Source organism: Microbacterium sp. (assembly GCF_011620665.1).
GTDB lineage: Bacteria > Actinomycetota > Actinomycetes > Actinomycetales > Microbacteriaceae > Microbacterium.
In genome coordinates this window covers 1-24,526 of sequence record NZ_WOYQ01000067.1, presented here as the reverse complement: position 1 = coordinate 24,526, position 24,526 = coordinate 1, and the positions used below count along the sequence as shown (strand labels likewise).

General features: G+C 66.8%; 23 protein-coding genes and 1 tRNA gene. 6 read left to right on the top strand and 18 right to left on the bottom strand.

The annotated features are described in order from the left end of the window. Positions 1-4: 4 nt before the first annotated feature. From QZV81_RS08305 to rplU, 10 genes are all read right to left on the bottom strand, one after another. Positions 5-80 (bottom strand) — tRNA-Ala (locus tag QZV81_RS08305). A 73-nt stretch (positions 81-153) separates the two neighbouring features. Beyond that, on the bottom strand, positions 154-531 hold the full coding sequence (gene rsfS / locus QZV81_RS08300) for a ribosome silencing factor (protein WP_292835596.1): 378 nt from the start codon (positions 529-531) through the stop codon (positions 154-156). After that, positions 528-1,508 carry a hypothetical protein gene (locus tag QZV81_RS08295; RefSeq protein ID WP_292835593.1) on the bottom strand — a complete coding sequence of 327 codons (981 nt, stop codon included), beginning with the start codon at positions 1,506-1,508 and terminating at the stop codon, positions 528-530. The genes rsfS and QZV81_RS08295 overlap by 4 nt, the downstream gene beginning before the upstream one ends. Continuing rightward, complete coding sequence (nadD, locus tag QZV81_RS08290; RefSeq protein WP_292835590.1) at positions 1,505-2,101, bottom strand: nicotinate-nucleotide adenylyltransferase; 597 nt, start codon at positions 2,099-2,101, stop codon at positions 1,505-1,507. Before nadD ends, QZV81_RS08295 begins: the two co-directional genes overlap by 4 nt. Positions 2,102-2,112: 11 nt before the next feature. Further along, complete coding sequence (locus QZV81_RS08285; RefSeq protein ID WP_292835587.1) at positions 2,113-2,337, bottom strand: hypothetical protein; 225 nt, start codon at positions 2,335-2,337, stop codon at positions 2,113-2,115. Between the two features lie 39 nt (positions 2,338-2,376). Further along, on the bottom strand, positions 2,377-3,645 hold the full coding sequence (locus QZV81_RS08280; RefSeq protein WP_292835584.1) for a glutamate-5-semialdehyde dehydrogenase: 1,269 nt from the start codon (positions 3,643-3,645) through the stop codon (positions 2,377-2,379). 31 nt (positions 3,646-3,676) lie between these two features. Next, positions 3,677-4,510, bottom strand: coding sequence for a glutamate 5-kinase (gene proB, locus QZV81_RS08275; protein WP_292835581.1), 834 nt, complete (start codon positions 4,508-4,510; stop codon positions 3,677-3,679). Beyond that, complete coding sequence (obgE, locus tag QZV81_RS08270; protein WP_292835578.1) at positions 4,507-6,030, bottom strand: GTPase ObgE; 1,524 nt, start codon at positions 6,028-6,030, stop codon at positions 4,507-4,509. The genes proB and obgE overlap by 4 nt, the downstream gene beginning before the upstream one ends. A 69-nt stretch (positions 6,031-6,099) precedes the next feature. Continuing rightward, positions 6,100-6,363 carry a 50S ribosomal protein L27 gene (rpmA, locus tag QZV81_RS08265; protein ID WP_292835576.1) on the bottom strand — a complete coding sequence of 88 codons (264 nt, stop codon included), beginning with the start codon at positions 6,361-6,363 and terminating at the stop codon, positions 6,100-6,102. Positions 6,364-6,381: 18 nt separating this feature from the next. Beyond that, positions 6,382-6,690, bottom strand: coding sequence for a 50S ribosomal protein L21 (gene rplU / locus QZV81_RS08260; protein ID WP_292835574.1), 309 nt, complete (start codon positions 6,688-6,690; stop codon positions 6,382-6,384). 193 nt (positions 6,691-6,883) lie between these two features. Between rplU and QZV81_RS08255 the strand changes: the two genes are divergently transcribed. Beyond that, complete coding sequence (locus tag QZV81_RS08255) at positions 6,884-7,156, top strand: DUF4031 domain-containing protein (RefSeq protein ID WP_292835572.1); 273 nt, start codon at positions 6,884-6,886, stop codon at positions 7,154-7,156. 10 nt (positions 7,157-7,166) lie between these two features. On the opposite strand, the gene QZV81_RS08250 is transcribed toward QZV81_RS08255, so the two are convergent. Continuing rightward, positions 7,167-9,293, bottom strand: a complete 2,127-nt coding sequence (locus tag QZV81_RS08250) for an Rne/Rng family ribonuclease (protein WP_292835570.1) — start codon at positions 9,291-9,293, stop codon at positions 7,167-7,169. Positions 9,294-9,575: 282 nt separating this feature from the next. Between QZV81_RS08250 and QZV81_RS08245 the strand changes: the two genes are divergently transcribed. Continuing rightward, a complete protein-coding gene (locus QZV81_RS08245) occupies positions 9,576-10,190 on the top strand; it encodes a vitamin K epoxide reductase family protein (protein WP_292835568.1) in 615 nt (204 codons plus the stop codon). A 17-nt stretch (positions 10,191-10,207) separates the two neighbouring features. Here the strand turns inward: QZV81_RS08245 and ndk are convergent, their stop codons facing one another. Genes ndk through ileS form a run of 4 tightly spaced genes read right to left on the bottom strand, consistent with a single transcriptional unit; the run spans position 10,208 to position 15,759 of the window. Continuing rightward, the gene (gene ndk, locus QZV81_RS08240; protein ID WP_292835566.1) at positions 10,208-10,621 is read right to left on the bottom strand and encodes a nucleoside-diphosphate kinase; all 414 of its coding nucleotides are present in this window, start codon (positions 10,619-10,621) and stop codon (positions 10,208-10,210) included. Position 10,622: 1 nt separating this feature from the next. Then, the gene (locus tag QZV81_RS08235; protein ID WP_292835564.1) at positions 10,623-11,021 is read right to left on the bottom strand and encodes a DUF4233 domain-containing protein; all 399 of its coding nucleotides are present in this window, start codon (positions 11,019-11,021) and stop codon (positions 10,623-10,625) included. Then, positions 11,009-12,361: a folylpolyglutamate synthase/dihydrofolate synthase family protein gene (locus QZV81_RS08230; protein ID WP_292835562.1), complete on the bottom strand. Its 1,353-nt coding sequence runs from the start codon at positions 12,359-12,361 to the stop codon at positions 11,009-11,011. Before QZV81_RS08230 ends, QZV81_RS08235 begins: the two co-directional genes overlap by 13 nt. Continuing rightward, entirely contained in the window at positions 12,358-15,759 is a 3,402-nt protein-coding gene (gene ileS / locus QZV81_RS08225) for an isoleucine--tRNA ligase (protein ID WP_292835560.1), read from the bottom strand. Before ileS ends, QZV81_RS08230 begins: the two co-directional genes overlap by 4 nt. A 385-nt stretch (positions 15,760-16,144) precedes the next feature. Between ileS and QZV81_RS08220 the strand changes: the two genes are divergently transcribed. The 4 genes from QZV81_RS08220 to QZV81_RS08205 all read left to right on the top strand — a co-directional run bounded on the left by QZV81_RS08220 (position 16,145) and on the right by QZV81_RS08205 (position 21,950). After that, the gene (locus tag QZV81_RS08220) at positions 16,145-16,807 is read left to right on the top strand and encodes a hypothetical protein (RefSeq protein WP_292835558.1); all 663 of its coding nucleotides are present in this window, start codon (positions 16,145-16,147) and stop codon (positions 16,805-16,807) included. 203 nt (positions 16,808-17,010) lie between these two features. Next, positions 17,011-19,581, top strand: a complete 2,571-nt coding sequence (gene valS, locus QZV81_RS08215; protein ID WP_292835556.1) for a valine--tRNA ligase — start codon at positions 17,011-17,013, stop codon at positions 19,579-19,581. Position 19,582: 1 nt separating this feature from the next. Then, complete coding sequence (locus tag QZV81_RS08210) at positions 19,583-19,831, top strand: hypothetical protein (RefSeq protein ID WP_292835554.1); 249 nt, start codon at positions 19,583-19,585, stop codon at positions 19,829-19,831. A gap of 61 nt (positions 19,832-19,892) precedes the next feature. Continuing rightward, complete coding sequence (locus tag QZV81_RS08205) at positions 19,893-21,950, top strand: M3 family metallopeptidase (protein WP_292835552.1); 2,058 nt, start codon at positions 19,893-19,895, stop codon at positions 21,948-21,950. Between the two features lie 49 nt (positions 21,951-21,999). Here the strand turns inward: QZV81_RS08205 and clpX are convergent, their stop codons facing one another. The 3 genes from clpX to QZV81_RS08190 form a co-directional block, all read right to left on the bottom strand. Continuing rightward, entirely contained in the window at positions 22,000-23,268 is a 1,269-nt protein-coding gene (gene clpX, locus QZV81_RS08200; RefSeq protein WP_292835599.1) for an ATP-dependent Clp protease ATP-binding subunit ClpX, read from the bottom strand. 132 nt (positions 23,269-23,400) lie between these two features. Then, entirely contained in the window at positions 23,401-24,087 is a 687-nt protein-coding gene (locus QZV81_RS08195) for an ATP-dependent Clp protease proteolytic subunit (protein WP_292835550.1), read from the bottom strand. Further along, positions 24,084-24,526: ATP-dependent Clp protease proteolytic subunit (locus QZV81_RS08190; protein ID WP_292835548.1), on the bottom strand; the 443-nt coding region annotated here is incomplete at its 5' end. The genes QZV81_RS08190 and QZV81_RS08195, both read right to left, overlap by 4 nt.

The window sequence follows — 24,526 nt, the reverse complement described above, 5'->3', positions numbered from 1 at the left end:
CTTTTGGTGGACCTGAGGGGACTCGAACCCCTGACCCCCTGCATGCCATGCAGGTGCGCTACCAGCTGCGCCACAGGCCCCTCTCGCTGGACTGTCACCGCTCGCGGCAACCCCGCAAGCCTACTACACTCGGCGTCTGCGGTTGGACGCGGGTCAGGTCGCGGGGGCTCCCGCATCAGCCATGATGGGAATGACCGGGCAGTCCTTCCACAGACGCTCAAGCCCGTAAAAAACCCGCTCCTGCTCGTGGAAGACATGTGCGACGAGGTCACCGAAGTCGAGCAGCACCCAGCGTGATTCCTGCCGCCCCTCCCGGCGCAGTCGCTTAACCCCCACTTCGAGCATCGCTTCCTCGATCGCGTCCGCAATCGCGGCGACGTTGCGCTCACTGTTCCCGGTGGCGAGGAGGAACGCGTCGACGAGCGGCAGGGGCTCGGAAACGTCGAAGGCCACGAGGTCTTCACCACCCTTGCTCTCTGCCGCTCGGGCGGCGATCTGGACGATCTCGTGGGTGTGCTCGGCTGCGGTCATGAGAATGCTCCGGTGACGAGCGCGACGATCAGCACGCCGGTCAGCGCGAGCGCCAAGGCGCCCGCGGTGATGACGAGAGTCAGCATGAGCCGACCGCCCTTTTCCGGAGCGGGAGGCTTGATGATGTCTTCGGCACTCTTGATGGTGCTGATCGCTGCGCTCGCAGCGATCGGCGATGGGGAAGAAGAAGCGGGCAGCTCGCCGTCGACGAGGACAGCGTCGACGTCCTTGCCGTCAGCCATACCGGGTACGGTTCCGGTTGCGCCGAAGTGATCCGGCAGGTTGAACGTGCCCGTGATGAGCACCTCACCCGTTGCGGTGACGGGCCCGACGAACGAGCCGGTGTCGGGCGTCTGCGAAAGAATGAGTGCATTGGTCGCCGCCAGCGAGCCCGTCGCAGCGGATCCTCGCGATAGCAGCTGGTCAAAGGATGCCGGCACCTCCACCTCGACCGCACGGCCGGACAGGAGGCCCGAACCGAATGTCGGTGCGATCACGGGACGCCCCGCGGACTCATCCGGGTGCGCGCGGCGCGTGATCGCCTCACCTCTGGACCGCTCGGTCGGCTCGTCGTCGCGCAACGGTGCGACAACGGACTCCATCCTCGCCGCGCCCGGGTTCCCGGGTGCCTTGACCGCGGCGTTGAGCACCGCATCCGTCGCAGAGGCCGAGACGGGCTCGAACTCAGACACGATAGGCACCGACGCGGTGCGGATGCGCTCCTGCTGCCGCGCGCGGCGACGTGTCAACGCGGGCGAATGGAGATCGATGTCGGCCGCGGGCGGCGGTGCTTCGGCGACCGTTGCAGGCTCCGCCGCGCGAGGCAACGGAGCGACGACGGGCGCGGGCGACTCGGTCACGGTCGCCGCTTCGTCGAGATGCTCAGGTGTGATGATGGGCGTCGACGCGGTATTGCGCAATTCGCGCAGTTGGCGGCGTGTCATCTGCGGGGAATCAGGCTGGTCGGGTGTGCTCATGCCTCGCTCCGGTAAAGGTCGTGCTTCGCAATGTATTGGACGACACCGTCGGGAACGAGGTACCACACCGGATGTCCCCTACGAACCCGCGCGCGGCAGTCCGTGGATGAGATCGCCAGCGCCGGAATCTCGAGTTGACTGACGTCGCCGCTCGGCAGCCCTTCCGTGCTCAGCACGTGGCCCGGCCGTGAAACGGCGACGAAGTGCGCCAGGCCCCACAGCTCGTCGTGGTCTCGCCATCCGATGATCTGGGTGATGGCGTCCGCGCCGGTGATGAAGAACAGGTCGGCGCCGGGTCGCTCAGCCTTGAGGTCGCGAAGCGTATCGATCGTATAGGTGGGTCTCGGGCGATCGATATCCACGCGACTCACTGTGAACCGCGGGTTGGATGCCGTGGCGATAACGGTCATCAGATAGCGATGTTCGCTGCTGGTGACGTTGTCCTTCTGCCAGGGCCGACCCGTGGGCACGAAGACCACTTCGTCGAGCCCGAACGACTGCGCAGCTTCACTCGCGGCGACGAGGTGCCCGTGATGGATCGGGTCGAAGGTACCGCCCATCACCCCGATCCGCGGGGCGCGCGCAAACGACATTGCGCGGCCTATTAGTGGCCGTGTCCCGCCTGAGAGAGATCGACCGGGTGCGCCTTCGCATATGCATCGGCCTTATGCGCGTGGCGGTTGGCGACATTGCGATAGGACATCGTGACCGCACCGAGCGCAAGGAAGACGACGAAGGCGATGATGCCGAAGATGAACGTCTCGGCCTGGACGTTGCCGGTGTGTGCCACATTCTCTGTGGCGAGGGCGACGATTGTAGCGAAAGTCATTCGTGCTCCGTTCGGTTCGGGTGTATCCAGCTTAGGTGGTCATGCGCGGATCTGTCCGGCGCCACGGGCAAGCCACTTCGTGCTGGTGAGTTCTGGAAGGCCCATCGGGCCGCGCGCGTGCAGCTTCTGGGTCGAGATGCCCACCTCGGCGCCGAAGCCGAACTCCCCCCCGTCGGTGAAGCGCGTGGAAGCGTTCGCCATGACGACAGCGGAATCCACCTCGGCGAGAAAGCGCTCGGTGTGCGCATCGTCGAGCGTGATGATCGATTCGGTGTGATGCGTCGAATACTGCCGGATGTGCGCGAGCGCAGCATCCAGATCGTCGACGATACGCAGCGACACGTCGAGGCTCATGTGCTCGGTCGACCAGTCCGCCTCGGTCGTGGGGACGGCGTCAGGAACGAAGACCCGCACGTCCTCATCACCGTGGATCGTTACGCCGGCGGACTGCAGGGCGGCGGCCACGGGCGGAACGAGGCGCTCGGCCCCGCCCCGGATGACCAGCACGGTCTCGACGGCATTGCACACACTGGGCCGCTGGGCCTTCGCATTGACGACGATCCGCTCGGCCCACGCCACCGGCGCGGACGCATCGAGCACGATGTGCACGACCCCGGCGCCGGTCTCGATCACGGGAACGGTCGACTGGGTGACGACGGTCTCGATGAGCTCCGCGCTGCCACGCGGTATCAGGACGTCGACGAGACCCCGCGCATGCATCAGAGCCTCCGCACCACCCCGGCCGAAGTCGTCGACGGTTTGGATCGCCTCCGGATCGATGCCCTGCGCGGCCAGCGCGGTGCGCATCACGTCCACGAGCGCCGCGTTCGTGCTCTGTGCGGCCGTACCACCACGCAGCACCACGGCGTTGCCGGAGCGCAGCGCGAGCGCGGCGATATCGACGGTCACGTTCGGGCGCGCCTCGTAGATCGACCCGATGACGCCGAACGGCACGGCGACCTTCTGCAGGTGCACACCGTTGCCGAGGACCCGTTCGTCCAGCACCCGCCCCACGGGGTCGGGCAGGTCGGCGACATCGCGCACCGCGGCGGAAAGCGCGAGAACGCGCGGAAGATCGAGCCGGAGCCGGTCGACCAACCCCTCCGAGATCTCGCTCGCCCGAGCGCGGGCGAGATCGTCCGCGTTGGCAGCGATGATCCGGTCCGCGGCGTCGGAGACGGCGTCGGCGATCGCGCGAAGGGCGTCGGCCTTGGCCTCGTCAGAGAGCAGACCGATCACACGGGAGGCATCCTTCGCGAGCTGCATGCGCTCTCGCGCGGTGGTGACGATCGGCGCGGTCGTGGTCATCAGGCCAGTCTACCGATCCGCTGGGGGCCCGTCAGGATCCGGCGGCGGTACGAACGGATCCCGTCGCGCTGGTGGGAATGACTCCGGCGGCGGGCACGAACCAGGTGCCGATGTGCGCACCCTCCAGTGCCGGGCCGACGAGTTCGGCGCTCGTCACCAGAACACCGATCCCCGACGCCGCAGCCAGCCGCGCGGCCGAGACTTTCGTCGCAGCTCCCCCCGTGCCGACGCTGTTGACGACAACCGAGCCGAACTCGAAGCCGTCCAGATCATCGTCATGCGCGACCACATCGATCGGGCGCGCCCCGGGCTCATTCGGTGGTCGGGTGTACAGCGACTCGATGTCGCTCAAGAGCACCAACGCGTCAGCACCGATGAGCTGGGCGACGAGCGCGGCCAATCGGTCATTGTCGCCGAAACGGATCTCTTGCGTGGCGACCGTGTCATTCTCATTGACGATCGGAAGGATCCGCAGACTCAACAGGCGCTCCATGGCGCGCCGCGCGTTGGAACGATGCGTCGGGTTCTCGAGATCTCCGGCCGTGAGCAGAACCTGACCGGCGACGATCTCGAAGGGGCGAAGCGCATCCTGGTAGCGATAGATCAAGACATTCTGCCCGACGGCCGCCGCAGCTTGCTGGGTGGCGAGATCGACGGGCCGCTCTTCCAGAGAGAGGTACGGCATGCCGGTCGCGATGGCGCCCGAAGACACCAGCACGACCTCCGTGCCGCGCGCGTGCGCCGCCGCGAGAGAGTCGACGATCGGACGGATCTTCTCTGCGTTCTCGCCGCTGATCGATGAGGAGCCGACCTTGACGACGACGCGCCGCGCGCCGACCAGGCCTGACCGATCCCGCACGCTCACGCCTGCTCGTCCTCCGCAGTGCCCGTACCCTGAGCGCTCCGCACGGCGATCCGCTCGGACTCGAGCTCGGCGCGGGCGTCCGCCTTGGCATCCATCCGCTCGTGGTACCGGTCGCGACGCTGCGAGGTCGTCCGTCGCGGATTGAGATCCAGTCGGGGATCGGTTCCTCGCGGCGCTGTCATCAGCTCGGCAGCAGACGACAGGGCAGGGTGCCAATCGAAGACGATCGCATCGCCCTCGCCGATCACGACCGTCGACCCCGCGACGGCGCCGACACGGAAGAGCTCGTCTTCCACTCCCAGCTTCTCGAGCCGGTCGGCAAGGAAGCCGACGGCCTCTTCGTTCTGGAAATCGGTCTGCTGGACCCAGCGCACGGGCTTGTCGCCGATGATGCGGTACACGTTGCCGTAGGTGCCACCCTCTACACGGATCTCGAACTCCTTCACGGCGCCTCTCGGCCGGATGACCACGCGTTCGGGCTCCGGCGTCGCCGCGAGGACCGCGCGATGCTCCGCGATGATGTCGGCGAGGGCGAACGAGAGCTGACGCAGACCTGAGTGGCTGACCGTCGATATCTCGAACACGCGGTAGCCGCGTGCTTCCAAATCGGGACGAACCAGTTCGGCCAGGTCTTGCGCCTCGGGGACGTCCACTTTGTTCAGGGCGATCAGCTGCGGGCGGTCCAACAGCGGCACCTGACCCTCCGGCACCGGATAGTTGCCGAGCTCAGCCAGGATGACGTCGAGGTCTGACAGCGGGTCGCGCCCCGGCTCGAGCGTCGCACAGTCCAACACGTGGACGAGGGCGGTGCAGCGCTCGACGTGACGGAGGAATTCCAGCCCCAGACCTTTGCCCTCGCTGGCGCCCTCGACCAGTCCCGGCACATCCGCGACGGTGAAGCGGATGTCGCCTGCCTGAACGACCCCGAGATTCGGGTGCAGCGTCGTGAACGGATATTCGGCGATCTTGGGCCGGGCCGCTGAGAGCGCCGCAATCAGGCTCGACTTCCCCGCGGAGGGGAAGCCCACCAGCGCCACATCGGCGACGGTCTTGAGCTCGAGGAACACATCCCCCTCCCAGCCGGGGGTGCCCAGAAGCGCGAACCCGGGCGCCTTGCGCTTGGGATTGGCCAAGGCCGCGTTGCCGAGACCGCCCTGGCCACCAGGGGCCGCGACGAAGCGCGTGCCGGGGACGACGAGATCGACGAGCGTCTCACCGGCGGTGTTCTTGACCACCGTGCCGACGGGCACGGGCAACTCGACTCCCTCGCCGTTCGCACCGGAACGATGGTCGCCCATGCCGAATCCGCCGTTGCCGGCAGAGCGATGCGGCGAGTGATGGTACGACAGCAGCGTCGTGACCTGCGGGTCGGCGACGAGGACGACGTCACCACCGTGACCGCCATTGCCGCCGTCCGGGCCGGCGAGCGGCTTGAACTTCTCACGCTTGACAGAGACACATCCGTTGCCGCCCTTGCCCGCGCGCAGGTGCAACGTCACGCGATCGACGAAGGTGACCATGAAACGCTCCTCAGCGGAAATGAGAGAGGGGCGGGCCGAAGCCCGCCCCTCTCCACAGGATTGTGTGTGTTACTCAGCCGCGGCCGGTGCCACAATGTTGACGACCTTGCGGCCGCCCTTCGTGCCGAACTCGACCGCACCCGCCTCAAGTGCGAAGAGCGTGTCGTCGCCACCGCGGCCGACTCCTGCGCCGGGGTGGAAATGCGTGCCGCGCTGGCGAAGGATGATTTCGCCGGCGAGCACCTTCTGGCCGCCGAAGCGCTTCACGCCCAGTCGCTGAGCATTGGAATCACGACCGTTGCGGGTGGAGCTTGCGCCCTTTTTGTGTGCCATGTCTGCGTCTCCCGAGAATTACTTGATGCCGGTGATCTTGACGCGTGTGAGGTCCTGACGGTGCCCCTGACGCTTCTTGTAACCGGTCTTGTTCTTGAACTTCTGAATCACGATCTTGGGGCCGCGCTCTTCGCCGAGGACCTCAGCGGTCACGCTGACCTTCGCGAGCGTGTCGGCATCCGTCGTGACGGCGTCACCATCGACAAGCAGAACGGCGGGCAATTCGAGCTCATCGCCGATCTTCGCCTTCTGACGGTCGAGGACGACGATGGTGCCGACCTGAACCTTCTCCTGACGGCCACCGGCTCGCACAACTGCGTAGACCACTTCACACCTGTTTCTTCTGTTGGAGCGCACAGCCCCGATTGTCTGTATGAGACTGGCAAGTCTTGGTGCGGCCCTCGACTCGAAGCGGTACAGAGGGGTACACGGCGCACCAAGGTTCTACAGTACCGGATGCCGGGCGATCGGGCAAAAGCGCCCGCCGGGCGTGTCGACGCGCACTCTATGATGAGCCGACATGGCAATCCTCATCGACGACCCACGCTGGCCGGCGCACGGACGCCTGTGGTCTCATCTGGTCAGTGACAGCGACCTCGAAGAGCTTCACACGTTCGCGCAGGCGCACGGCATCCCCCGTCGCGCTTTCGACCTCGATCACTACGACGTTCCCGATAGCGCGGTGAGCGAGCTGATCACCGGCGGAGCGGAGCGCGTCAGCAGCCACGATCTCGTAAAGCGACTGATCGGCTCAGGGCTTCGGATCACGGCGCGCGAGCGACGCACCCGGTAGTGCCGCTCGCTCAGTCTTCGGGGATTGTGGAGATCGGAGTCCCGGTGAGGGCCGCTGTCGTCACACGCCGACGGCCTCGTCCCTGACCCGGAGCCTTGGGCTCGGGCAACGCGCTCAGCACCGAGTCGAGCAGCAGGTCCTTCTCGGTACGCGGCCCGGCCTCCGTCGCGGCGGGCTCCCGCTTCTTGCGGACCTTCCTCGCTGGTTCGGGCGCGATCTCGGCGACCGGTTCAGTCTCGGCATCCTCCGTCGCGGAGTGGATCGTCGAGGCGGCGATCTGTGCGAGCGCCGACTTGGCGCCCTCGGTGATCACGTGCGTTCCGCCGTTGGCGCTCGTGCTGACGGATGGGGCCGGCGCGCTCTGCCGCGGACGCCGCGCGCCGGCGTTCTGAGCCTGCGGGCCGGTGCGATGCTTCACCACAGGATCGTGATGCACGATCACGCCGCGACCGGCACACACTTCGCACGCCTCGCTGAAGGTCTCGAGCAGGCCGAGGCCGAGCTTCTTGCGAGTCATCTGAACGAGACCGAGCGAGGTCACTTCTGCGACCTGATGCTTCGTGCGGTCGCGGCTGAGGCACTCCACCAATCGGCGAAGTACGAGATCCCGGTTCGACTCGAGCACCATGTCGATGAAGTCGACCACGATGATCCCGCCGATGTCACGCAGGCGCAGTTGGCGGACGATCTCTTCCGCTGCCTCGAGGTTGTTCTTCGTCACGGTCTCTTCGAGGTTTCCCCCCGTGCCGACGAACTTGCCCGTATTGACGTCGACGACCGTCATCGCCTCGGTCCGGTCGATCACGAGCGATCCGCCCGACGGCAGCCACACCTTGCGCTCGAGTGCCTTCTCGATCTGTTCGTTCACACGGAAGCGGTCGAACGGGTCCTGATCGTCTTCGTATTTCTCGATCCGCTCGAGCAGGTCCGGAGCGACGCCGGCGAGGTAGGCCGTGATGGTCTGATGGGCGTCCTCGCCCTGGATGAGCATCTTCGTGAAGTCTTCGTTGAAGACATCTCGGACGATCTTCACGAGCAGGTCGGGCTCGGCGTGCAGCAATGCCGGCGCCTGGATCGATTCGACCTGGCTCGAGATGTGCTCCCACTGCGCCGTGAGGCGCTGCACATCGAGCGTCAGCTGGTCCTCGGTCGCCCCCTCGGCGGCGGTGCGCACGATGACACCACTTGACTCGGGCAGCACCTCCTTGAGGATGCGCTTGAGGCGCGCGCGTTCGGTGTCGGGAAGCTTGCGGGAGATGCCGTTCATGGCGCCCCCGGGAACGTAGACGAGGTACCGGCCCGGGAGCGAGATCTGGCTGGTCAGGCGCGCACCCTTGTGACCGATGGGATCCTTCGTCACCTGCACGAGGACGCGGTCGCCCGACTTGAGAGCCAGCTCTATGCGGCGAGGCTGGTTGCCGGTTTCGACGCCGTCCCAGTCGACCTCGCCGGAGTAGAGGACGGCATTGCGACCTCGGCCGATGTCGACGAAGGCTGCTTCCATGCTGGGGAGAACGTTCTGCACCCGGCCGAGGTAGACGTTTCCGATGAGCGATGACTCCTGGCTGCGGGCGACGTAGTGCTCGACGAGGACGTCGTCTTCGAGGACGGCGATCTGGATGCGGCCGTTCTTGGAGCGGACGATCATGTCGCGGTCGACGGCCTCACGTCGGGCGAGGAATTCGGCCTCGGTCACGACCGTGCGGCGCCGGCCCGCCTCGCGCCCGTCTCGGCGCCGCTGCCTCTTCGCCTCGAGCCGTGTAGACCCCTTGATGCGCTGGGGCTCGGTGATCAGCTCGACCGCGCGACGGCGCGGCGGAGCGGGCTGCCCCGTCTGCGCGGGGGGTTCTTCGGTCTCGCCAGACGGACCCCCCGTTCGGCGACGGGTGCGTCGACGCGCGCTCGACGGAGAGTCGGGCGCCTCGTCATACCGGTCATCCGATCGAGCGGGCGCTGCAAGGGGGGGCGGCGCGTGGAACAACAACTGCGTCGAGACCGCCGAGACGAAGGTCTCGGGCAGCAGCCCCAGCGATACGGCGGTGTCGGGCTGTCGGTCGACGGCCTCGGTGGTCAGCGCGGGCGCGTCATCGGAAATCGGAGTGGGCTGGTCACTATGATCATCGTGCTCATCGGCCATCTCTGGCTACTCCTAGCGGGACGGCTCCGCGTGCCGTCCGACGAATATCTGGCGGTGCCACTCTGTTTCGGAGGGACCGCGAACTCAGTGGGTCTGCAACGTGAGCCCGCTCACAGGCTGAGGCTCGCGATGCCTAGGGTGTTCATCACCCGAAGTCTTCTGCGGTGCTCGGTCGCGGCGCGGCCGCGGAGCATCAGCGTCCATTATCGCACTATCCCGCGGCGATGACGCGACGGCGGGTGCGCACAGACGATCATCGTGTGCGAATGGGATAATTGCGCCATGCTTTCTCGTCCCGTCGCCGCTCGCCCGACCGTGTTGGCGATCTGGATGGTCGTCGCCGGGGTGATCGGATGGATCGCAGCGTTCGCGCTGACGATCGAGAAGCTCGACAAACTGGTCGCTCCGACCGATGCGGCCTCGTGCGACTTCAGCGTCATCGTGCAATGCTCGGCCAATCTCGAGTCCGCGCAGGGCAGTGTCTTCGGCTTTCCGAATCCGATCATCGGGCTTGCCGCGTGGATGGCTCCGATCGTGGTCGGCATGGCGATCCTGGCCGGCGCGCGATTCGCGCGCTGGTTCTGGTGGGTCTTCGCGGCAGGAATCACTTTCGCGTTCGGCTTCGTCCTGTGGCTCATCGGCCAGAGCATCTTCGTCCTCGGGACCCTGTGCCCGTGGTGCATGGTGACCTGGTCCGTGACGATCCCGACGTTCTACGCCGTATGGGTGCACATGTTCCGCTCAGGCGCCGTCTCGCGCGCCCCGAGGGTGCGCGCGATCGGCTCGGCGCTCACTGCGTGGATTCCGCTGATGACGATCGTGACCTTCGCCATCGGCCTGCTGCTCGCTCAGATCCGACTCGACGCGATCCCCCAGCTGATCAAGGTCATCTTCTGAGTCGCTGGCGGTCGGATTCAGAACCAGATGGCGAGCTCACGCGCGGCTGACTCGGGGCTGTCGCTGCCGTGCACAAGGTTCTGCTGGACCTTCATGCCCCAGTCCCGGCCGAAGTCACCCCGGATCGTGCCCGGCGCCGCAGTCGTCGGGTCCGTCGCTCCCGCGAGCGAGCGGAACCCCTCGATGACTCGATCGCCGGCAAGCCGGATGGCGACCGACGGCCCCGAGAGCATGAAGTCCAGGAGCGGCTCATAGAACGGCTTGCCGGCGTGCTCGGCGTAGTGTCGCTCGAGAGTCTCACGATCGGGCTCGACGAGCTTGATGTCCACGAGCGCGTAGCCCTTGGCCTCGATGCGGGCCAGAATCGCGCCGGTCAGGCCGCGGGCGACGCCGTCCGGCTTGACGAGCACGAGGGTCTCTTGCGGGGGCATGTCAGTCTCCGTTCGTTGCGGGATCGGAGTGCTGCGCGTTTCGGCGATCCAGCGCTCCACCCTTGATCGTCGCATATGCGTACATTCCGCCGAAAATGAGCGCCACGACCACGAGTGCGGGGACAAAGAACCCACCGAGGGCGAGCACGACCTGCCAAGACCAGCCGAGGGCGATCCCCCACCGATGCCGCAGCACGCCCGACGTCGCGATCATCAGCAGGGCCAGCGCGGTGCCGGCGACGATCCCCCACCACGGAGGAACATCGGCAGGCAGCTGGTCCAGCCCATAGAGCGCGAGCCCGCCGAGGAAGACGACGACCGACTCGAATCCGAGCACGATCGACGCGAGGGATTCTTCGGCGCCTCGGACACGCCGCTGGCGCGCACTCACTGTCGCCACCCGTCTTTCCAATCCTGGGCGGCGGCGAGATGAACAGCCTCGCCAGCGAGGACCACGCTTCCGGCGATCACGACCGCACGGCGCTCGGAGGCCGCGCCCCACGCTCGAGCCGCTTCGGCGGCATCATCGAGATCGCGATGGACGCTGACGGGGGTGCCGGTCTGCTCGACGAGGTCGGCAACCGCGTCGGCTTCAGCGGCCCGCTCGGAATCGGGCGCCGTAGCGAACACGTGCGCGGCCGCCGGCGCGATCCGCTCCACGATTCCGGCCACATCCTTGTCTGCGAACACTCCCAGCACCACACCCCATTCATCGAAATCGAACGACTGCCCGAGCGCCCGGACGAGCGCGTCGGCGCCGTGCGGATTGTGCGCACTGTCGACGAGGACGGTCGGGGCGACGCCGATGAGCTGCAGCCGGCCCGGAGAGGTTACTTGAGCGAGACCGTCCGCAACCACATCAGATGCGATCGACTGTTCCCCGCCGCCGATCAGTGACTCGACCGCGGCGATGGCCAGCGCCGCGTTGTGACCCTGGTGCGCCCCATAGAGCGGCAGATACAGGCCGTCATACGTGCCGGCCAGGCCGCGCACCGACAGCAGCTGTCCCCCGACGGCCAGCTGCGCGTCCGTCACCGCGAACGCGTCGCCCTCCACCGCGAGAGTCGCCGCGTGGAGATCTGCGGCCGCGCGGAGGACCCGCAGGGCATCCGGGTGCTGGTGGGCCGACACCACCGCGGCGCCCTGCTTGATGATGCCCGCCTTGACGGCGGCGATCTCGGCGATCGTGTCCCCCAGGCGATCCTGATGATCGAGGCTGATGGGCGCGAACACGGCGACGTCGCCATCGGCCGCGTTGGTCGAATCCCACGACCCGCCCATCCCCACCTCGATCACGGCCACGTCCACTGGCGCATCGGCGAACGCCATGAAGGCGAGGACGGTCAGCAGCTCGAAGAACGTCAACGGGGCGTCGGCCGCGGCCGCGAGCTCGGCATCGACCAGGTTCACGAACGGCGTGATCTCGACCCAGGCATCCGCCAGCAGGGCATCGTCGATCGGCTCGCCATCGATCATGATCCGCTCGGTGAAGCGCTCCAAGTGGGGGCTCGTGAACAACCCCGTGCGCAATCCGTGGGCGCGGACGATCGATTCGATGACGCGACTTGTCGACGTCTTCCCGTTGGTTCCCGTGACGTGCACGACACGGTAGGTGCGCTGGGGATCATCCAGCAGGTCGAGAACACGTCGTGTGCGCTCGACGCGCGGCTGCACCCACCGCTCGCCCTGGCGAGTGAGAAGCTCCGCGTACACGGCATCCGCTCTCGTACGGTCGCTCATGCACTGCCCCCGATCCTTGTCACGGCGACGTGGATGCCGCCCTCGTTGGCGTACTGGCCCGCCGCCACATAGCCGACATACTCCGGTGTTCCGCCGAACGCGAGCGGCTGCCACACCTCGGCCGCTGCATCCGAAGGCACCTGCACGTCGCGACCGATGACGGCGAGGGCGTGCTCGCGGGCGAGGGTTTCGCCCGCGACGTCCGCTTGGTCGAACGCCGACGCCACGGCATCTCCGTCGGCGGCCGAAACGAAGAGCAGCTGAAGTCGGATGCGGTCGCTCACCTCGAACCCGGCCGCCTTGCGCGTGTCCTGGACCGCACGGATGACGTCGCGCGCCAGCCCTTCCGCTTCCAATTCCGGAGTGGTCTCCGTGTCCAGCAGCACGAACCCACCGTCCGGGAGGAGTGCGAGAGCTTCACCCTCGGGTCGTCCCGCGGTCTCGAGTACGAGCTCGTACTCGCCCGGTGCGAGGGTCACGCCTCCGGCGGTCACCACGCCGCCCGACTGAGACCAGTCGCCGGCACGCGCTGCACCGATGACCTGCTGCACCCGCTTGCCGAGCCGCGGGCCCGCCGCGCGGGCGTTGACCGCGAGCTTGTGGGTGATGCCGTAGTCGGCGGCCGTGGTCTCGGCGAACGCGACCAGGTCCACTGCCTTGACGTTCAGCTCATCGCGGAGGATCTCCTCGAACTGCGCGAGGTCTCCGGCATCCGGAGCCACGACGGTCAGTCGCCGCAGGGGAAGCCGCACGCGCTTGCCCTCTTTCTTGCGGAGGGCGTTGGCAATGCTCGACACCGACCGCACGGTGTCCATCGCGGTGCGGATGTCGGCCGCCTGCGCAAAGAGATCCGCGTCGGGCCAGTCCTGCAGATGGACGCTGCGCCCACCGGTGAGGCCCTGCCAGATCTGCTCGGAGACGAGCGGGATGAGCGGCGCCGCCACCCGGGTCAGGGTTTCCAGAACGGTGTACAGGGTGTCGAAGCCCTCGGTGGATGCCGGGTCCTCCGACACCCCGAGCCAGAACCGCTCACGCGAGCGGCGGATGTACCAGTTGGTGAGAGCCTCGACGAAGTCGCGCAGGCGAGCCGCCGCGGTCGTCGAGTCGAGCGATTCAAGGTCGTCCGCGACGTCGCGGACGAGATCACCGGTGAGCGCGAGGATGTACCGATCGAGCACGTTCGCCGAGTCGGTGCGCCACCGCGCTTCGTAGCCGCCGTCAGCGGCGACGTTGGCGTAGGTGGAGAAGAAGTACCACGAGCTCCACAGTGGCAGGAGGAACTCACGCACACCTGCGCGGATGCCCTCCTCCGTCACCACGAGGTTGCCGCCGCGGAGCACCGATGAGGCCATCAGGAACCAGCGCATCGCATCAGAACCGTCGCGGTCGAGCACCTCGCCGACGTCCGGGTAGTTGCGCAGCGACTTTGACATCTTCTGGCCGTCGCTGCCGAGCACGATGCCGTGGCACGCGACGCCGGTGAAAGCCGGCCGATCGAACAGCGCCCCGGAAAGCACGTGCATGACGTAGAACCAGCCGCGCGTCTGCCCGATGTACTCGACGATGAAGTCCGCGGGTGCATGCTCGTCGAACCACTGCCGGTGCTCGAAGGGGTAGTGCACCTGTGCGTACGGCATGGAGCCGGAGTCGAACCACACGTCGAAGACGTCCTCGATCCGGCGCATCGTCGAGCGGCCGGACGGATCGTCGGGATTCGGACGTGTCAATTCATCGATGTAGGGCCGATGGAGGTCGACCTCACCCTCCTCGTTGCGCGGAAGCCGACCGAAGTCACGCTCGATGTCGGCGAGCGACCCGTACACGTCGACCCGCGGGAAGGCGGCGTCATCGCTCTTCCAGACCGGGATCGGCGATCCCCAGAAACGGTTGCGGCTGATAGACCAGTCACGCGCGCCCTCGAGCCACTTGCCGAACTGGCCGTGCTTGACGTTCTCCGGCGCCCAGGTGATCTGCTCGTTGAGCTCGACAAGGCGGTCCTTGATCGCCGTGACGCGCACGAACCAGCTCGACACGGCCTTGTAGATGAGGGGATTCCGGCAGCGCCAGCAGTGCGGATAAGAGTGTTCGTAGCTCGCTTCGCGCAGGAGCCGACCCTGGGCCGAGAGCAGCCGGATGAGCGGCCGGTTGGCATCCATCCACAGCTCACCCGCGACGTCGGTGACCTGCGGGAGGAAGCGTCCGCCGTCGTCCAGGCTCATGATCAGTGGGATGCCGGCGGCTTCCGTCACCCGTTGGTCGTCCTCGCCGTAGGCCGGCGCCTGATGGACGATGCCGGTGCCATCGGTCGTGGTGACGTAGTCGTCGACGAGGATCCGCCATGCGTCCCCCGTGCCCCAGGTCTCGGAGTCTGCGTAGTAGTCGAACAGCGCGTCGTAGCGGACATCGGCGAGATCGGCACCGCGCACCGTCCGCTGGATGCCGGCACGGGCATCGTCCGCCGAGGCATATCCGAGGTCCTTCGCGTAGCCGGCGAGAAGTTCCTCCGCCAGCAGGTAGCGGTGAGATTCGCCCTCGGCGCGATCCTCGTGTACGTCGGCCGCGCCTTCGGGTCCGCCCGCGACAACGACATACGCGATCTCCGGCCCGACGGCGAGGGCGAGGTTCGTGGGGAGCGTCCACGGCGTGGTCGTCCATGCCAGCGCACGCACTCCGGTGAGCCCGAGAGCTTCGGCCTTGACGCCGACCAGAGGGAAGGTGACCGTCACGGACGGATCCTGGCGCATCTTGTAGACGTCGTCGTCCATCCTCAGCTCATGGTTGCTGAGCGGCGTCTCATCCCGCCAGCAATACGGCAGGACGCGATAACCCTCATAGGCCAGACCCTTGTCCCAGAGCTGCGAGAAAGCCCAGAGGACCGACTCCATGAAGCCCGGGTCGAGCGTCTTGTAGCCGCGTTCGAAGTCGACCCATCGCGCCTGACGGGTGACGTAGTCCTGCCACTGCTGTGTGTACTCCAGAACCGACTCGCGCGCTTTCGCATTGAAGGCGGCGAGCCCCATCTTCTCGATCTCGCTCTTCTCGGTGATGCCGAGCTGCTTCATCGCCTCGAGCTCGGCGGGCAGGCCGTGGGTATCCCAGCCGAACACGCGGTCGACCTTCTTGCCCCGCATCGTCTGGAACCGCGGGAACAGGTCTTTGGCGTAGCCGGTGAGCAGGTGCCCGTAATGCGGAAGGCCGTTCGCGAACGGGGGGCCGTCGTAGAACACCCATTCGTCCGCACCCTCGCGCTGGGCGATCGATGCGCGAAACGTGTCATCCTCCTCCCAGAACTCCAGGATGCTGCGCTCGATCTCGGGAAAGCGCGGGCTGGGCACGACGGAGTCCACTGCCGGGCCGAACGCGGCTCCGGGACGTGTCGACGGGCGGGGATAGGTCATTGTCACTCCAGCAGGTTGCCTTGCTCCTGCGAGGACGATCTTCCGATCGCGGTACCACCCCGCTTGCCCGACGCGTGTGCTGCGGACCCCTCTCACTGCGGCTGTGACGGGCCTGCCCCGCGCGGTTCTACTTGTCCAGAAGACGTTCTTCCGCGAGCTCCCCGGCGATGTCCGGATCGATGCTTGTGGATCCATGGTACCTGCCCGGGGCTGCTGCCTCCGCGTTTCGTGCTGATGTGGGGATCTGCGGAACTGCAGGATGCTGAGGGCCGGATGCCGCTGATCGCTCCTCAGCATCCGACATCTCCTCGGCATCCGTCCCCGCCCCGGCATCCGTCCCCGACCCGGCGATCCGGTCTCCGCTGACGAGCCTTACGCTCGAGACATGGCGCGCCGCTCCGACCAACCGATCGCTCCCCGGGCGAGCCCGCCCGAGCTTCCCGCTCGATGGGAAGAAGACGGTGCTGGTTTGGCGCCGCGCGCCGATCTCACCGGAGTCCTGCTGAGCGGCGTGACGGGTGATCCTTCGGCACTGCACGGCCGCATCGCCGAGTCGCGAATCGACGGGCTCGTGTGCGGACGATGGGAACTCGGCGGAGCGTCGCTCGTGGATGTCGAGATCCTCGACGTGCGCGCCATCGAGGTCGGTCTGCGCGACGGGACGTGGCGCAGCGTGGAGCTGAGGGGCGGAAGGATCGGCACTCTCGACGCTCCGCGCACCGCGTGGGACGGGGTCACGGTACGGGGCGTGCGCATCGACTACCTGTCGTTCGCTGCCGCCGAACTCACGGACGTCAGCTTCGTCGACTGCGAAATCGGCACGCTCGACCTCCCTGACGCCCGCCTGACCCGTGTCCGGTTCACCGGCACCCGCGCCGACGAGGTCGGCACGCGCGGCCTGCGCGCCCGCGATCTCGATCTCCGAGGCCTCGAGACGCTCGCCTACACCGATCCGCGTGCCCTGAGCGGCGCTTGGCTCGACGCCGGTCAGGCCGAAGCGCATGCGACGTCGTTCGCGGAGGCGCTCGGCATCCGTGTGGCGTCGTGATTCCGCTGCGTGCGTCGAGCGTGGGTCGCTGAGGACATCAACGCTGCCGAGGATCGGATGCCGTGGCTCCTGCCTCGGCATCCGACATCTCCTCGGAGACCGCGCGGACGCTGCGCCGGGGGCCCTCGCGTTAGACTGGCCAGACCCACACTCAGGCACGCTCACACAGTGCCGCACATATCGCTCGAGGAGTCGACACCGTCATGACCAGCATTCCCGAAAAGCCGGCACTGGAAGGCCTCGAGCAGAAGTGGGATGCCGCATGGACCGCGCAGGGGACGTACCTCTTCGACCGCGATGCGGCGAGAGCGAAGGGACGCGCGGGCGTCTTCTCGATCGACACACCACCGCCGACGGCATCCGGATCGCTCCACATCGGTCATGTGTTCAGCTACACCCACACCGATGTGAAGGTGCGCTACGAGCGCATGCGCGGGAAGACGGTGTTCTATCCGATGGGGTGGGATGACAACGGGCTGCCCACCGAGCGTCGCGTGCAGAACTTCTACGGCGTGCGCTGCGACCCGTCGCTCCCGTTCGACCCTGACTTCACTCCCCCGTTCCACGGCGACGCGAAAAGCCTGAAGCCGGCCGATCAGGTGCCGATCAGCCGACCCAACTTCATCGCCCTGTGCGAAGAGCTCACCCTCGAGGACGAGAAGGCCTTCGAAGCCGTCTTCCGGCAGCTCGGGCTGTCGGTCGACTGGAACCAGACCTATCGGACGATTTCGGCGGACACGATCCGCACGAGCCAGTCCGCGTTCCTCCGCAACCTCGAGCGCGGCGAGGCGTATCAGTCGATGGCGCCCACCCTGTGGGACATCGACTTCCGTTCGGCGATCGCCCAGGCCGAACTCGAGGACCGCGACCAGCAGGCCAACTACCACCGCATCGCTTTCCACAAGAGCGACGGCTCCGGCGACCTGCACATCGAGACCACCCGCCCCGAGCTTCTCGCGGCATGCGTCGCCCTGGTGGCCAATCCCGAGGACGAGCGCTACCAGCCCTTCTTCGGCCAGAGCGTGCGCACCCCGCTCTTCGACGTTGAAGTGCCGGTGCTGGCGCACCCCCTCGCGCAGAAGGACAAGGGTTCGGGGATCGCGATGATCTGTACATTCGGCGATGTGACCGACATCATCTGGTGGCGCGAGCTCGACCTCCCCAATCGATCGATCCTGGGCCTCGACGGTCGCATCCTCGCCGACGCGCCCGATGCGCTCGTCACCGACTCCGCGAGGTCCGCCTACGCCGAGATCGCAGGGCTCACCGTCTTCAGCGCCAAGAAGAAGATGGTGGAGATGCTCGAGGCATCCGGCGAGCTGCTCGAGGTGTCGAAGCCGTTCACTCATCCGGTGAAGTTCTATGAGAAGGGCGATCGGCCGCTCGAGATCGTCTCGACCCGCCAGTGGTATCTGCGCAATGGCGCTCGCGACGGCGCACTGCGCGAGAAGCTCATCGCGCTGGGCGCAGGCATGAACTGGCACCCCGATTTCATGCGCGTGCGCTACGAGAACTGGACGAACGGCCTGACCGGTGACTGGCTGGTCTCGCGCCAGCGCTTCTTCGGCGTGCCCATTCCGGTCTGGTACGGCCTCGACGAACACGGTGAGCGGGACTATGACCGCATCATCACGCCGGATGCCGCTTCCCTCCCGGTCGATCCGACCACCGATGTTCCGGACGGCTACACCGAGTCCCAGCGCGGTGTCGCGGGTGGGTTCGAAGCCGAGAAGGACATCTTCGACACATGGGCGACGTCGTCGCTCACCCCCCAGCTCGCCGGCGGCTGGCGGCGTGACGACGAGCTCTGGAACCTCGTCGCGCCCTTCGACGTGCGCCCGCAGGGTCAGGACATCATCCGCACCTGGCTGTTCTCGACGATGCTCCGCAGCGCTCTCGAGGACGACCGCGCCCCGTGGACGGATGCCTCGATCTCAGGCTTCATCGTCGACCCGGATCGCAAGAAGATGTCCAAATCGAAGGGCAACGTCGTGACGCCCGCTGACATCCTCGACCAGCACGGGACGGATGCCGTGCGCTACTGGTCGGCCTCCAGCAGACTCGGCGCGGACGCCGCGTTCGACCCGCAGAACCCGACGCAGGTCAAGATCGGCCGGCGCCTGGCGATCAAGGTGCTCAACGCGGCCAAGTTCGTGCTGTCCTTCCCTGTTTCCGACGGCGCGCAGGTCACGCACGCCCTCGACGCGTCGATGCTCGCCACGCTCGACCAGGTCGTCGTGGACGCGACGCGCGCGTTCGACGCGTTCGATCACGCACGGGCACTCGAAGTCACCGAGGCGTTCTTCTGGACCTTCTGCGACGACTATCTGGAGCTCGTGAAGGAACGCGCCTACAACCAGACCGATGCCGGTCAGCCCTCCGCGGCGCTCGCGCTGCGCCTGGCTCTGTCCACGCTCCTGCGCCTGCTCGCGCCGGTGCTCGCCTTCGCCGCGGAAGAGGCCTGGTCGTGGTTCGAGGAGGGCTCGATCCACACCGCGCCCTGGCCGGAGCCGCTCGGAATCGAGGGTGATCCCACCCTGCTCACAGCGACGAGCGCCGCGCTCATCGGCATCCGCCGGGCGAAGACCGAGGCCAAGGCATCGCAGAAGACGGCGCTCGAGACGCTGACGCTCGCGGCACCGGAGGACACTCTCGAGGCGCTGAAGTCGGCGGAGGGAGACCTTCGGGCAGTCGGCCGAATCGGAACAATCGCATATGCCGTGGGGGATGCCCTCTCGGTTCGCGATGTCGTGCTCGCTCACCAGGAGGCCTGACATGCAACTCGGAACCCGCTGGACGAGCGGTGAGCAGCCTCCGGCTGCGGTACCGACGCTGCTCCACGCGCAGATTGCCGCGGTGGATGCCGCAACTCTGAGCGACGAGCCCGACCAGCCCCGCCCGCGCTGGACGCTCACCTTCCTGGAGGGTCGCCCGATCGCGGAGCTCGACACGGGCGTGATCGTCGAAGCAGGTTCGGACGGCACGGTCGTGGTGCGCCATGACGACGAGGACGATCTCGGCTGAGGCGGGCGGCCCGGCCGCCGTGACCAACGTGGACTCTCACTGCTCGCCGTAGGGTGAGGGGATGACGGACGCTGCCCCGAATCCTCTTCTTGCTCCGAGCACTCTCGCGTACGGACTCCCCGACTACCCGGCGATCGCGACGGAGCATTATCTGCCGGCGTTCGAGGTCGCCTTCGCCGAGCATCGCGCTGAGATCGACGCGATCACGCGCGTGCACTCCACGCCGACGTTCGAGAACACGATGATTCCGCTCGAACGATCCGGGGAACTCCTCGGCCGTGTCGCGCAGACGTTCTACACGGTGTCATCCGCCGACGCCACAGCCCCGATCCAAGAGATCGAAGAGACCCTTGCTCCCCTGATGTCGGACCATCACGACGCGATCGCACTCGACGGCGCGCTGTACCGGCGCATCAAGACACTGCGTGATCAGCTCGATGATCTGGATCTCGCTCCAGAGGACCGCTACCTCGTCGAGCGCCATTTTCGAGAGATGACGCACGCCGGCGCAGGGCTCGACGATACACAGAAGGCGGCGCTCACCGACCTGAACCAGCGCCTCTCCATCCTCACGACGACCTTCGAGAAGAACCTCCTCGCCGACACGAACGACCTCGCCGTCGTGTTCGACACCGCCGACCAGCTCGACGGCCTCACGGCGGGCGAACTGTCCGCCGCCGCGCAGAACGCCAGGGATCGGGGCCTTGAGGGTCGCTACGTCGTCACCCTGACGCTCTTCACCGGGCATCCGTACCTCTCGACGCTCACTCGACGCGAAAGCAGGGAGCGGCTGTTCGCGGCGTCGCGATCGCGCGGAACGCGCGGCAACGAGCACGACAACCGCGACGTGCTGCGGGAGATCGTCCGCCTGCGCGCCGAGCGCGCGGCACTCCTCGGCCACAGGAACCATGCCGCGTACGTCACGAGCGACGAGACGGCCGGCTCCCCCGAGGCCGTTGAGGCGCTTCTCCGCCGCCTCGCAGCGCCTGCTGCGCGCAATGCGAAGCGTGAGCAGGCGGCTCTGCAGGCAATCGTGGATGCCGAAGCCGGTTCCTTCCCGCTCGCCGCCCACGACTGGGCGTTCTACACCGAGAAGGTGCGGCAAGCCGAATACGATCTCGACCGTACGGCGCTGCGGCCGTGGTTCGAGGCCGAGCGCGTGCTGCAGGCCGGCGTCTTCCGGACCGCCACGCTGCTCTACGGCGTCACGTTCACTGAGAGAGCGGATCTGGCCACGTATCACCCCGATGTCCGCGCCTTCGAACTCCACAACGCCGACGGGACCGCGCTCGGTCTGTTCCTGCTCGACCTCTATACCCGAGATTCCAAACGAGGCGGGGCGTGGATGAACTCGCTCGTGTCGCAGTCGCGGCTTCGCGGCACGTATCCGGTCGTCGTCAACAATCTCAACGTGCCCAAGCCTGCGGAGGGGCAGCCGACGCTTCTCACGCTCGACGAGGTCACGACGCTCTTCCACGAGTTCGGACACGCATTGCACGGACTGTTGGCTACCGTCACCTACCCGCACTTTGCCGGCACGGCCGTGTTCCGCGACTTCGTGGAGTTCCCGAGCCAGGTCAACGAGATGTGGATCCTGTGGCCCGAAGTGCTCACCTCCTACGCGCGTCACGTCGAGACGGACGAGCCCCTGCCCCAGACTGTCGTGGACCGACTGCACGCGTCCGAGGCCTTCAATCAAGGCTTCGCAACCAGCGAGTACCTGGCCGCCTCCTGGATCGACCAGGCGTGGCACTCCCTCGGTGCGGAGCAGGCGGCATCCGTCGTCGACGTGGCGGAGTTCGAAGCGGCCGCCCTCGCCGACATCGGGCTCGACAATCCCGTCGTGCCGCCACGGTATTCCTCGGCCTACTTCGCCCACGTGTTCTCGGGCGGATACAGCGCCGGCTACTACTCCTACATCTGGAGCGAGGTGCTCGACGCCGACACCGTGGAATGGTTCCGCGACAACGGCGGCCTCACACGCGAAAACGGCGATCGGTTCCGCACCCGTCTGCTCGGGGTGGGCGGATCGAAGGACCCGCTCGAGGCATATCGGGACTTCCGCGGCCGCGATGCCGAAATCGCTCCGCTTCTGCGGCGCCGCGGTCTGGACAGCTGAGCGGCGGAGCAAGACCGACAGCACCGGCGACCGTTCACCCGGCCGGCGGTCAGGCGGTCTTGCGCTTCTGCCGCAACACGATGGTCGGCGCGGCGCCGTCGCTGACCGCGGCACGGGTCACAATGACCTTGGCGACGTCCTCGGTCGAGGGGATGTCGAACATGATCGGACCGAGCACGTCCTCCAGGATCGCGCGCAGTCCGCGTGCACCCGTCTTGCGCGCAACGGCGAGATCGGCGATCGCCAGCAAGGCATCGTCGTCGAACTCGAGTTCGACGCCGTCGAGCTGGAACATCCGCTGATACTGCTTGACGAACGCGTTCTTGGGCCCCGTGAGGATCTCGATGAGCGCGGCCTGGTCGAGCGGCGCGACCGAGGTGACCACCGGCAGCCGGCCGATGAACTCCGGGATGAGACCGAACTTGTGCAGGTCTTCGGGCTCGACCTCGCTGAACAGGTCGAGCTCCTTCCCCTTCTCCTGCAGAGGCGCGCCGAAACCGACGCCATGCTTGCCGATGCGCGCCGAGACGATGTCTTCGAGCCCCGCGAACGCACCCGCGACGATGAACAGCACGTTGGTCGTGTCGATCTGGATGAACTCCTGGTGCGGATGCTTGCGTCCGCCCTGCGGCGGAACTGATGCCACGGTGCCTTCGAGGATCTTCAAGAGCGCCTGCTGCACACCCTCACCCGACACGTCGCGCGTGATCGACGGGTTCTCGGCCTTGCGGGCGATCTTGTCGACCTCGTCGATGTAGATGATGCCGGTCTCGGCACGCTTCACATCGAAGTCGGCGGCTTGCAGCAGCTTCAGCAGGATATTCTCGACGTCTTCACCGACGTAGCCCGCCTCGGTGAGCGCAGTGGCGTCAGCGACGGCGAAGGGGACGTTGAGACGCTTGGCGAGCGTCTGTGCCAGATAGGTCTTGCCGCACCCCGTCGGGCCGAGCAGCAGGATGTTGCTCTTGGCGATCTCGACTTCGTCCACCCGCTGCTCCGCCGGCTGAAGCGTGCCGTGAGCGCGCACCCGCTTGTAGTGGTTGTACACCGCGACCGACAGAGCGCGCTTGGCGGCATCCTGCCCCACGACGTATTCCGCGAGGAAAGAGTAGATCTCCCGAGGCTTCGGCAGATCGAACTCGCTGACCGCGCCATCACCGGATTCGGCCATGCGCTCTTCGATGATCTCGTTGCAGAGTTCGACGCACTCGTCGCAGATGTACACCCCGGGGCCGGCGATCAGCTGCTGCACCTGCTTCTGGCTCTTGCCGCAGAAGGAGCACTTGAACAGGTCGGCGCTCTCACCGATACGAGCCATCATGCTCCTCCTCCGTCGAACCACTCCGAGCCTAACCGCAACCGGCGACATCGCGGTGGATTGCGAAGCGGGTGTGGAGGGCGGACGCACGAAGCCCCGCCGACCGGAAGGGGCGGCGGGGCTTCGGACACGTCAGGACGTGATCGCCGCGGTGGGGGCAGGCGTGCGCTTCCGCGAAGTCAGCACCTGGTCGACGATGCCGTAGTCGAGAGCCTCGGACGCGGAAAGAATCTTGTCGCGGTCGATGTCCTTGTTCACCTCGGCTTGCGACTTGTTCGTGTGCCTCGCCATCGTCTCTTCGAGCCACGTGCGCATGCGGAGAATCTCCGCCGCCTGGATCTCGATGTCGGAGGCCTGTCCGTGACCGGATTCACCGACGGCCGGCTGGTGCATGAGAATCCGCGCGTTCGGCAGAGCCAGGCGCTTGCCGGGCGCGCCCGCGGCGAGCAGCACCGACGCGGCCGATGCAGCCTGACCGAGCACGACGGTCTGGATCTGAGGCGAGACGTACAGCATCGTGTCGTAGATCGCCGTCATGGCCGTGAAGGATCCACCGGGCGAATTGATGTACATGATGATGTCGCGGTCGGGATCCTGAGACTCCAGCACGAGCAGCTGTGCCATCACGTCGTCGGCCGACGCGTCGTCGACCTGGACGCCGAGGAAGATGACGCGGTCCTCGAACAGCTTGTTGTACGGGTCCTGGCGCTTGTAGCCGTAGGCCGTGCGCTCCTCGAACTGGGGCAGGATGTAGCGGCTCGACGGCATCTGCAGGCCCGAGGCCGAGTGCTGAGGGGCGCCGATCGTGGGGGTGTTCACAGTGCGGTTCCTCCGGTGGTCTGAGGCTCAGTTCCGCCGCCGCCGACGACGTCGGAAGCGGATTCACGGATGTGGTCGACGAAGCCGTATTCGAGGGCCTCTTCGGCGGTGAACCAGCGGTCGCGGTCACCATCGGCGTTGACCTGCTCGACGGACTTGCCGGTCTGGGACGCGGTGATCTCGGCGAGCCGCTTCTTCATCGAGAGGATCAGCTGGGCCTGCGTCTGAATATCGCTCGAGGTGCCGCCGAAACCGCCGTGGGGCTGGTGCAGCAGCACGCGCGCGTTCGGCGTGATGTAGCGCTTTCCCTTCGTGCCGGCCGTCAGCAGCAGCTGACCCATCGACGCGGCCATGCCGATGCCGACGGTGACGATGTCGTTCGGGACGAACTGCATCGTGTCGTAGATCGCCATGCCGGCCGTGATCGAGCCGCCGGGCG

Coding starts and splice junctions, on each gene's coding strand:
- obgE (WP_292835578.1), bottom strand. CDS start 6,030: ATGGTCACCTTCGTCGATCGCGTGACGTTGCACCTGCGCGCGGGCAAG.
- QZV81_RS08280 (WP_292835584.1), bottom strand. CDS start 3,645: ATGACCACGACCGCGCCGATCGTCACCACCGCGCGAGAGCGCATGCAG.
- clpX (WP_292835599.1), bottom strand. CDS start 23,268: ATGGCTCGTATCGGTGAGAGCGCCGACCTGTTCAAGTGCTCCTTCTGC.
- ndk (WP_292835566.1), bottom strand. CDS start 10,621: ATGCCCCCGCAAGAGACCCTCGTGCTCGTCAAGCCGGACGGCGTCGCC.
- QZV81_RS08295 (WP_292835593.1), bottom strand. CDS start 1,508: ATGAGCACACCCGACCAGCCTGATTCCCCGCAGATGACACGCCGCCAA.
- valS (WP_292835556.1), top strand. CDS start 17,011: ATGACCAGCATTCCCGAAAAGCCGGCACTGGAAGGCCTCGAGCAGAAG.
- rsfS (WP_292835596.1), bottom strand. CDS start 531: ATGACCGCAGCCGAGCACACCCACGAGATCGTCCAGATCGCCGCCCGA.
- QZV81_RS08205 (WP_292835552.1), top strand. CDS start 19,893: ATGACGGACGCTGCCCCGAATCCTCTTCTTGCTCCGAGCACTCTCGCG.
- rpmA (WP_292835576.1), bottom strand. CDS start 6,363: ATGGCACACAAAAAGGGCGCAAGCTCCACCCGCAACGGTCGTGATTCC.
- nadD (WP_292835590.1), bottom strand. CDS start 2,101: ATGTCGTTTGCGCGCGCCCCGCGGATCGGGGTGATGGGCGGTACCTTC.
- QZV81_RS08250 (WP_292835570.1), bottom strand. CDS start 9,293: ATGGCCGATGAGCACGATGATCATAGTGACCAGCCCACTCCGATTTCC.
- QZV81_RS08230 (WP_292835562.1), bottom strand. CDS start 12,361: ATGAGCGACCGTACGAGAGCGGATGCCGTGTACGCGGAGCTTCTCACT.
- QZV81_RS08220 (WP_292835558.1), top strand. CDS start 16,145: ATGGCGCGCCGCTCCGACCAACCGATCGCTCCCCGGGCGAGCCCGCCC.
- QZV81_RS08210 (WP_292835554.1), top strand. CDS start 19,583: ATGCAACTCGGAACCCGCTGGACGAGCGGTGAGCAGCCTCCGGCTGCG.
- QZV81_RS08245 (WP_292835568.1), top strand. CDS start 9,576: ATGCTTTCTCGTCCCGTCGCCGCTCGCCCGACCGTGTTGGCGATCTGG.
- QZV81_RS08285 (WP_292835587.1), bottom strand. CDS start 2,337: ATGACTTTCGCTACAATCGTCGCCCTCGCCACAGAGAATGTGGCACAC.
- QZV81_RS08255 (WP_292835572.1), top strand. CDS start 6,884: ATGGCAATCCTCATCGACGACCCACGCTGGCCGGCGCACGGACGCCTG.
- ileS (WP_292835560.1), bottom strand. CDS start 15,759: ATGACCTATCCCCGCCCGTCGACACGTCCCGGAGCCGCGTTCGGCCCG.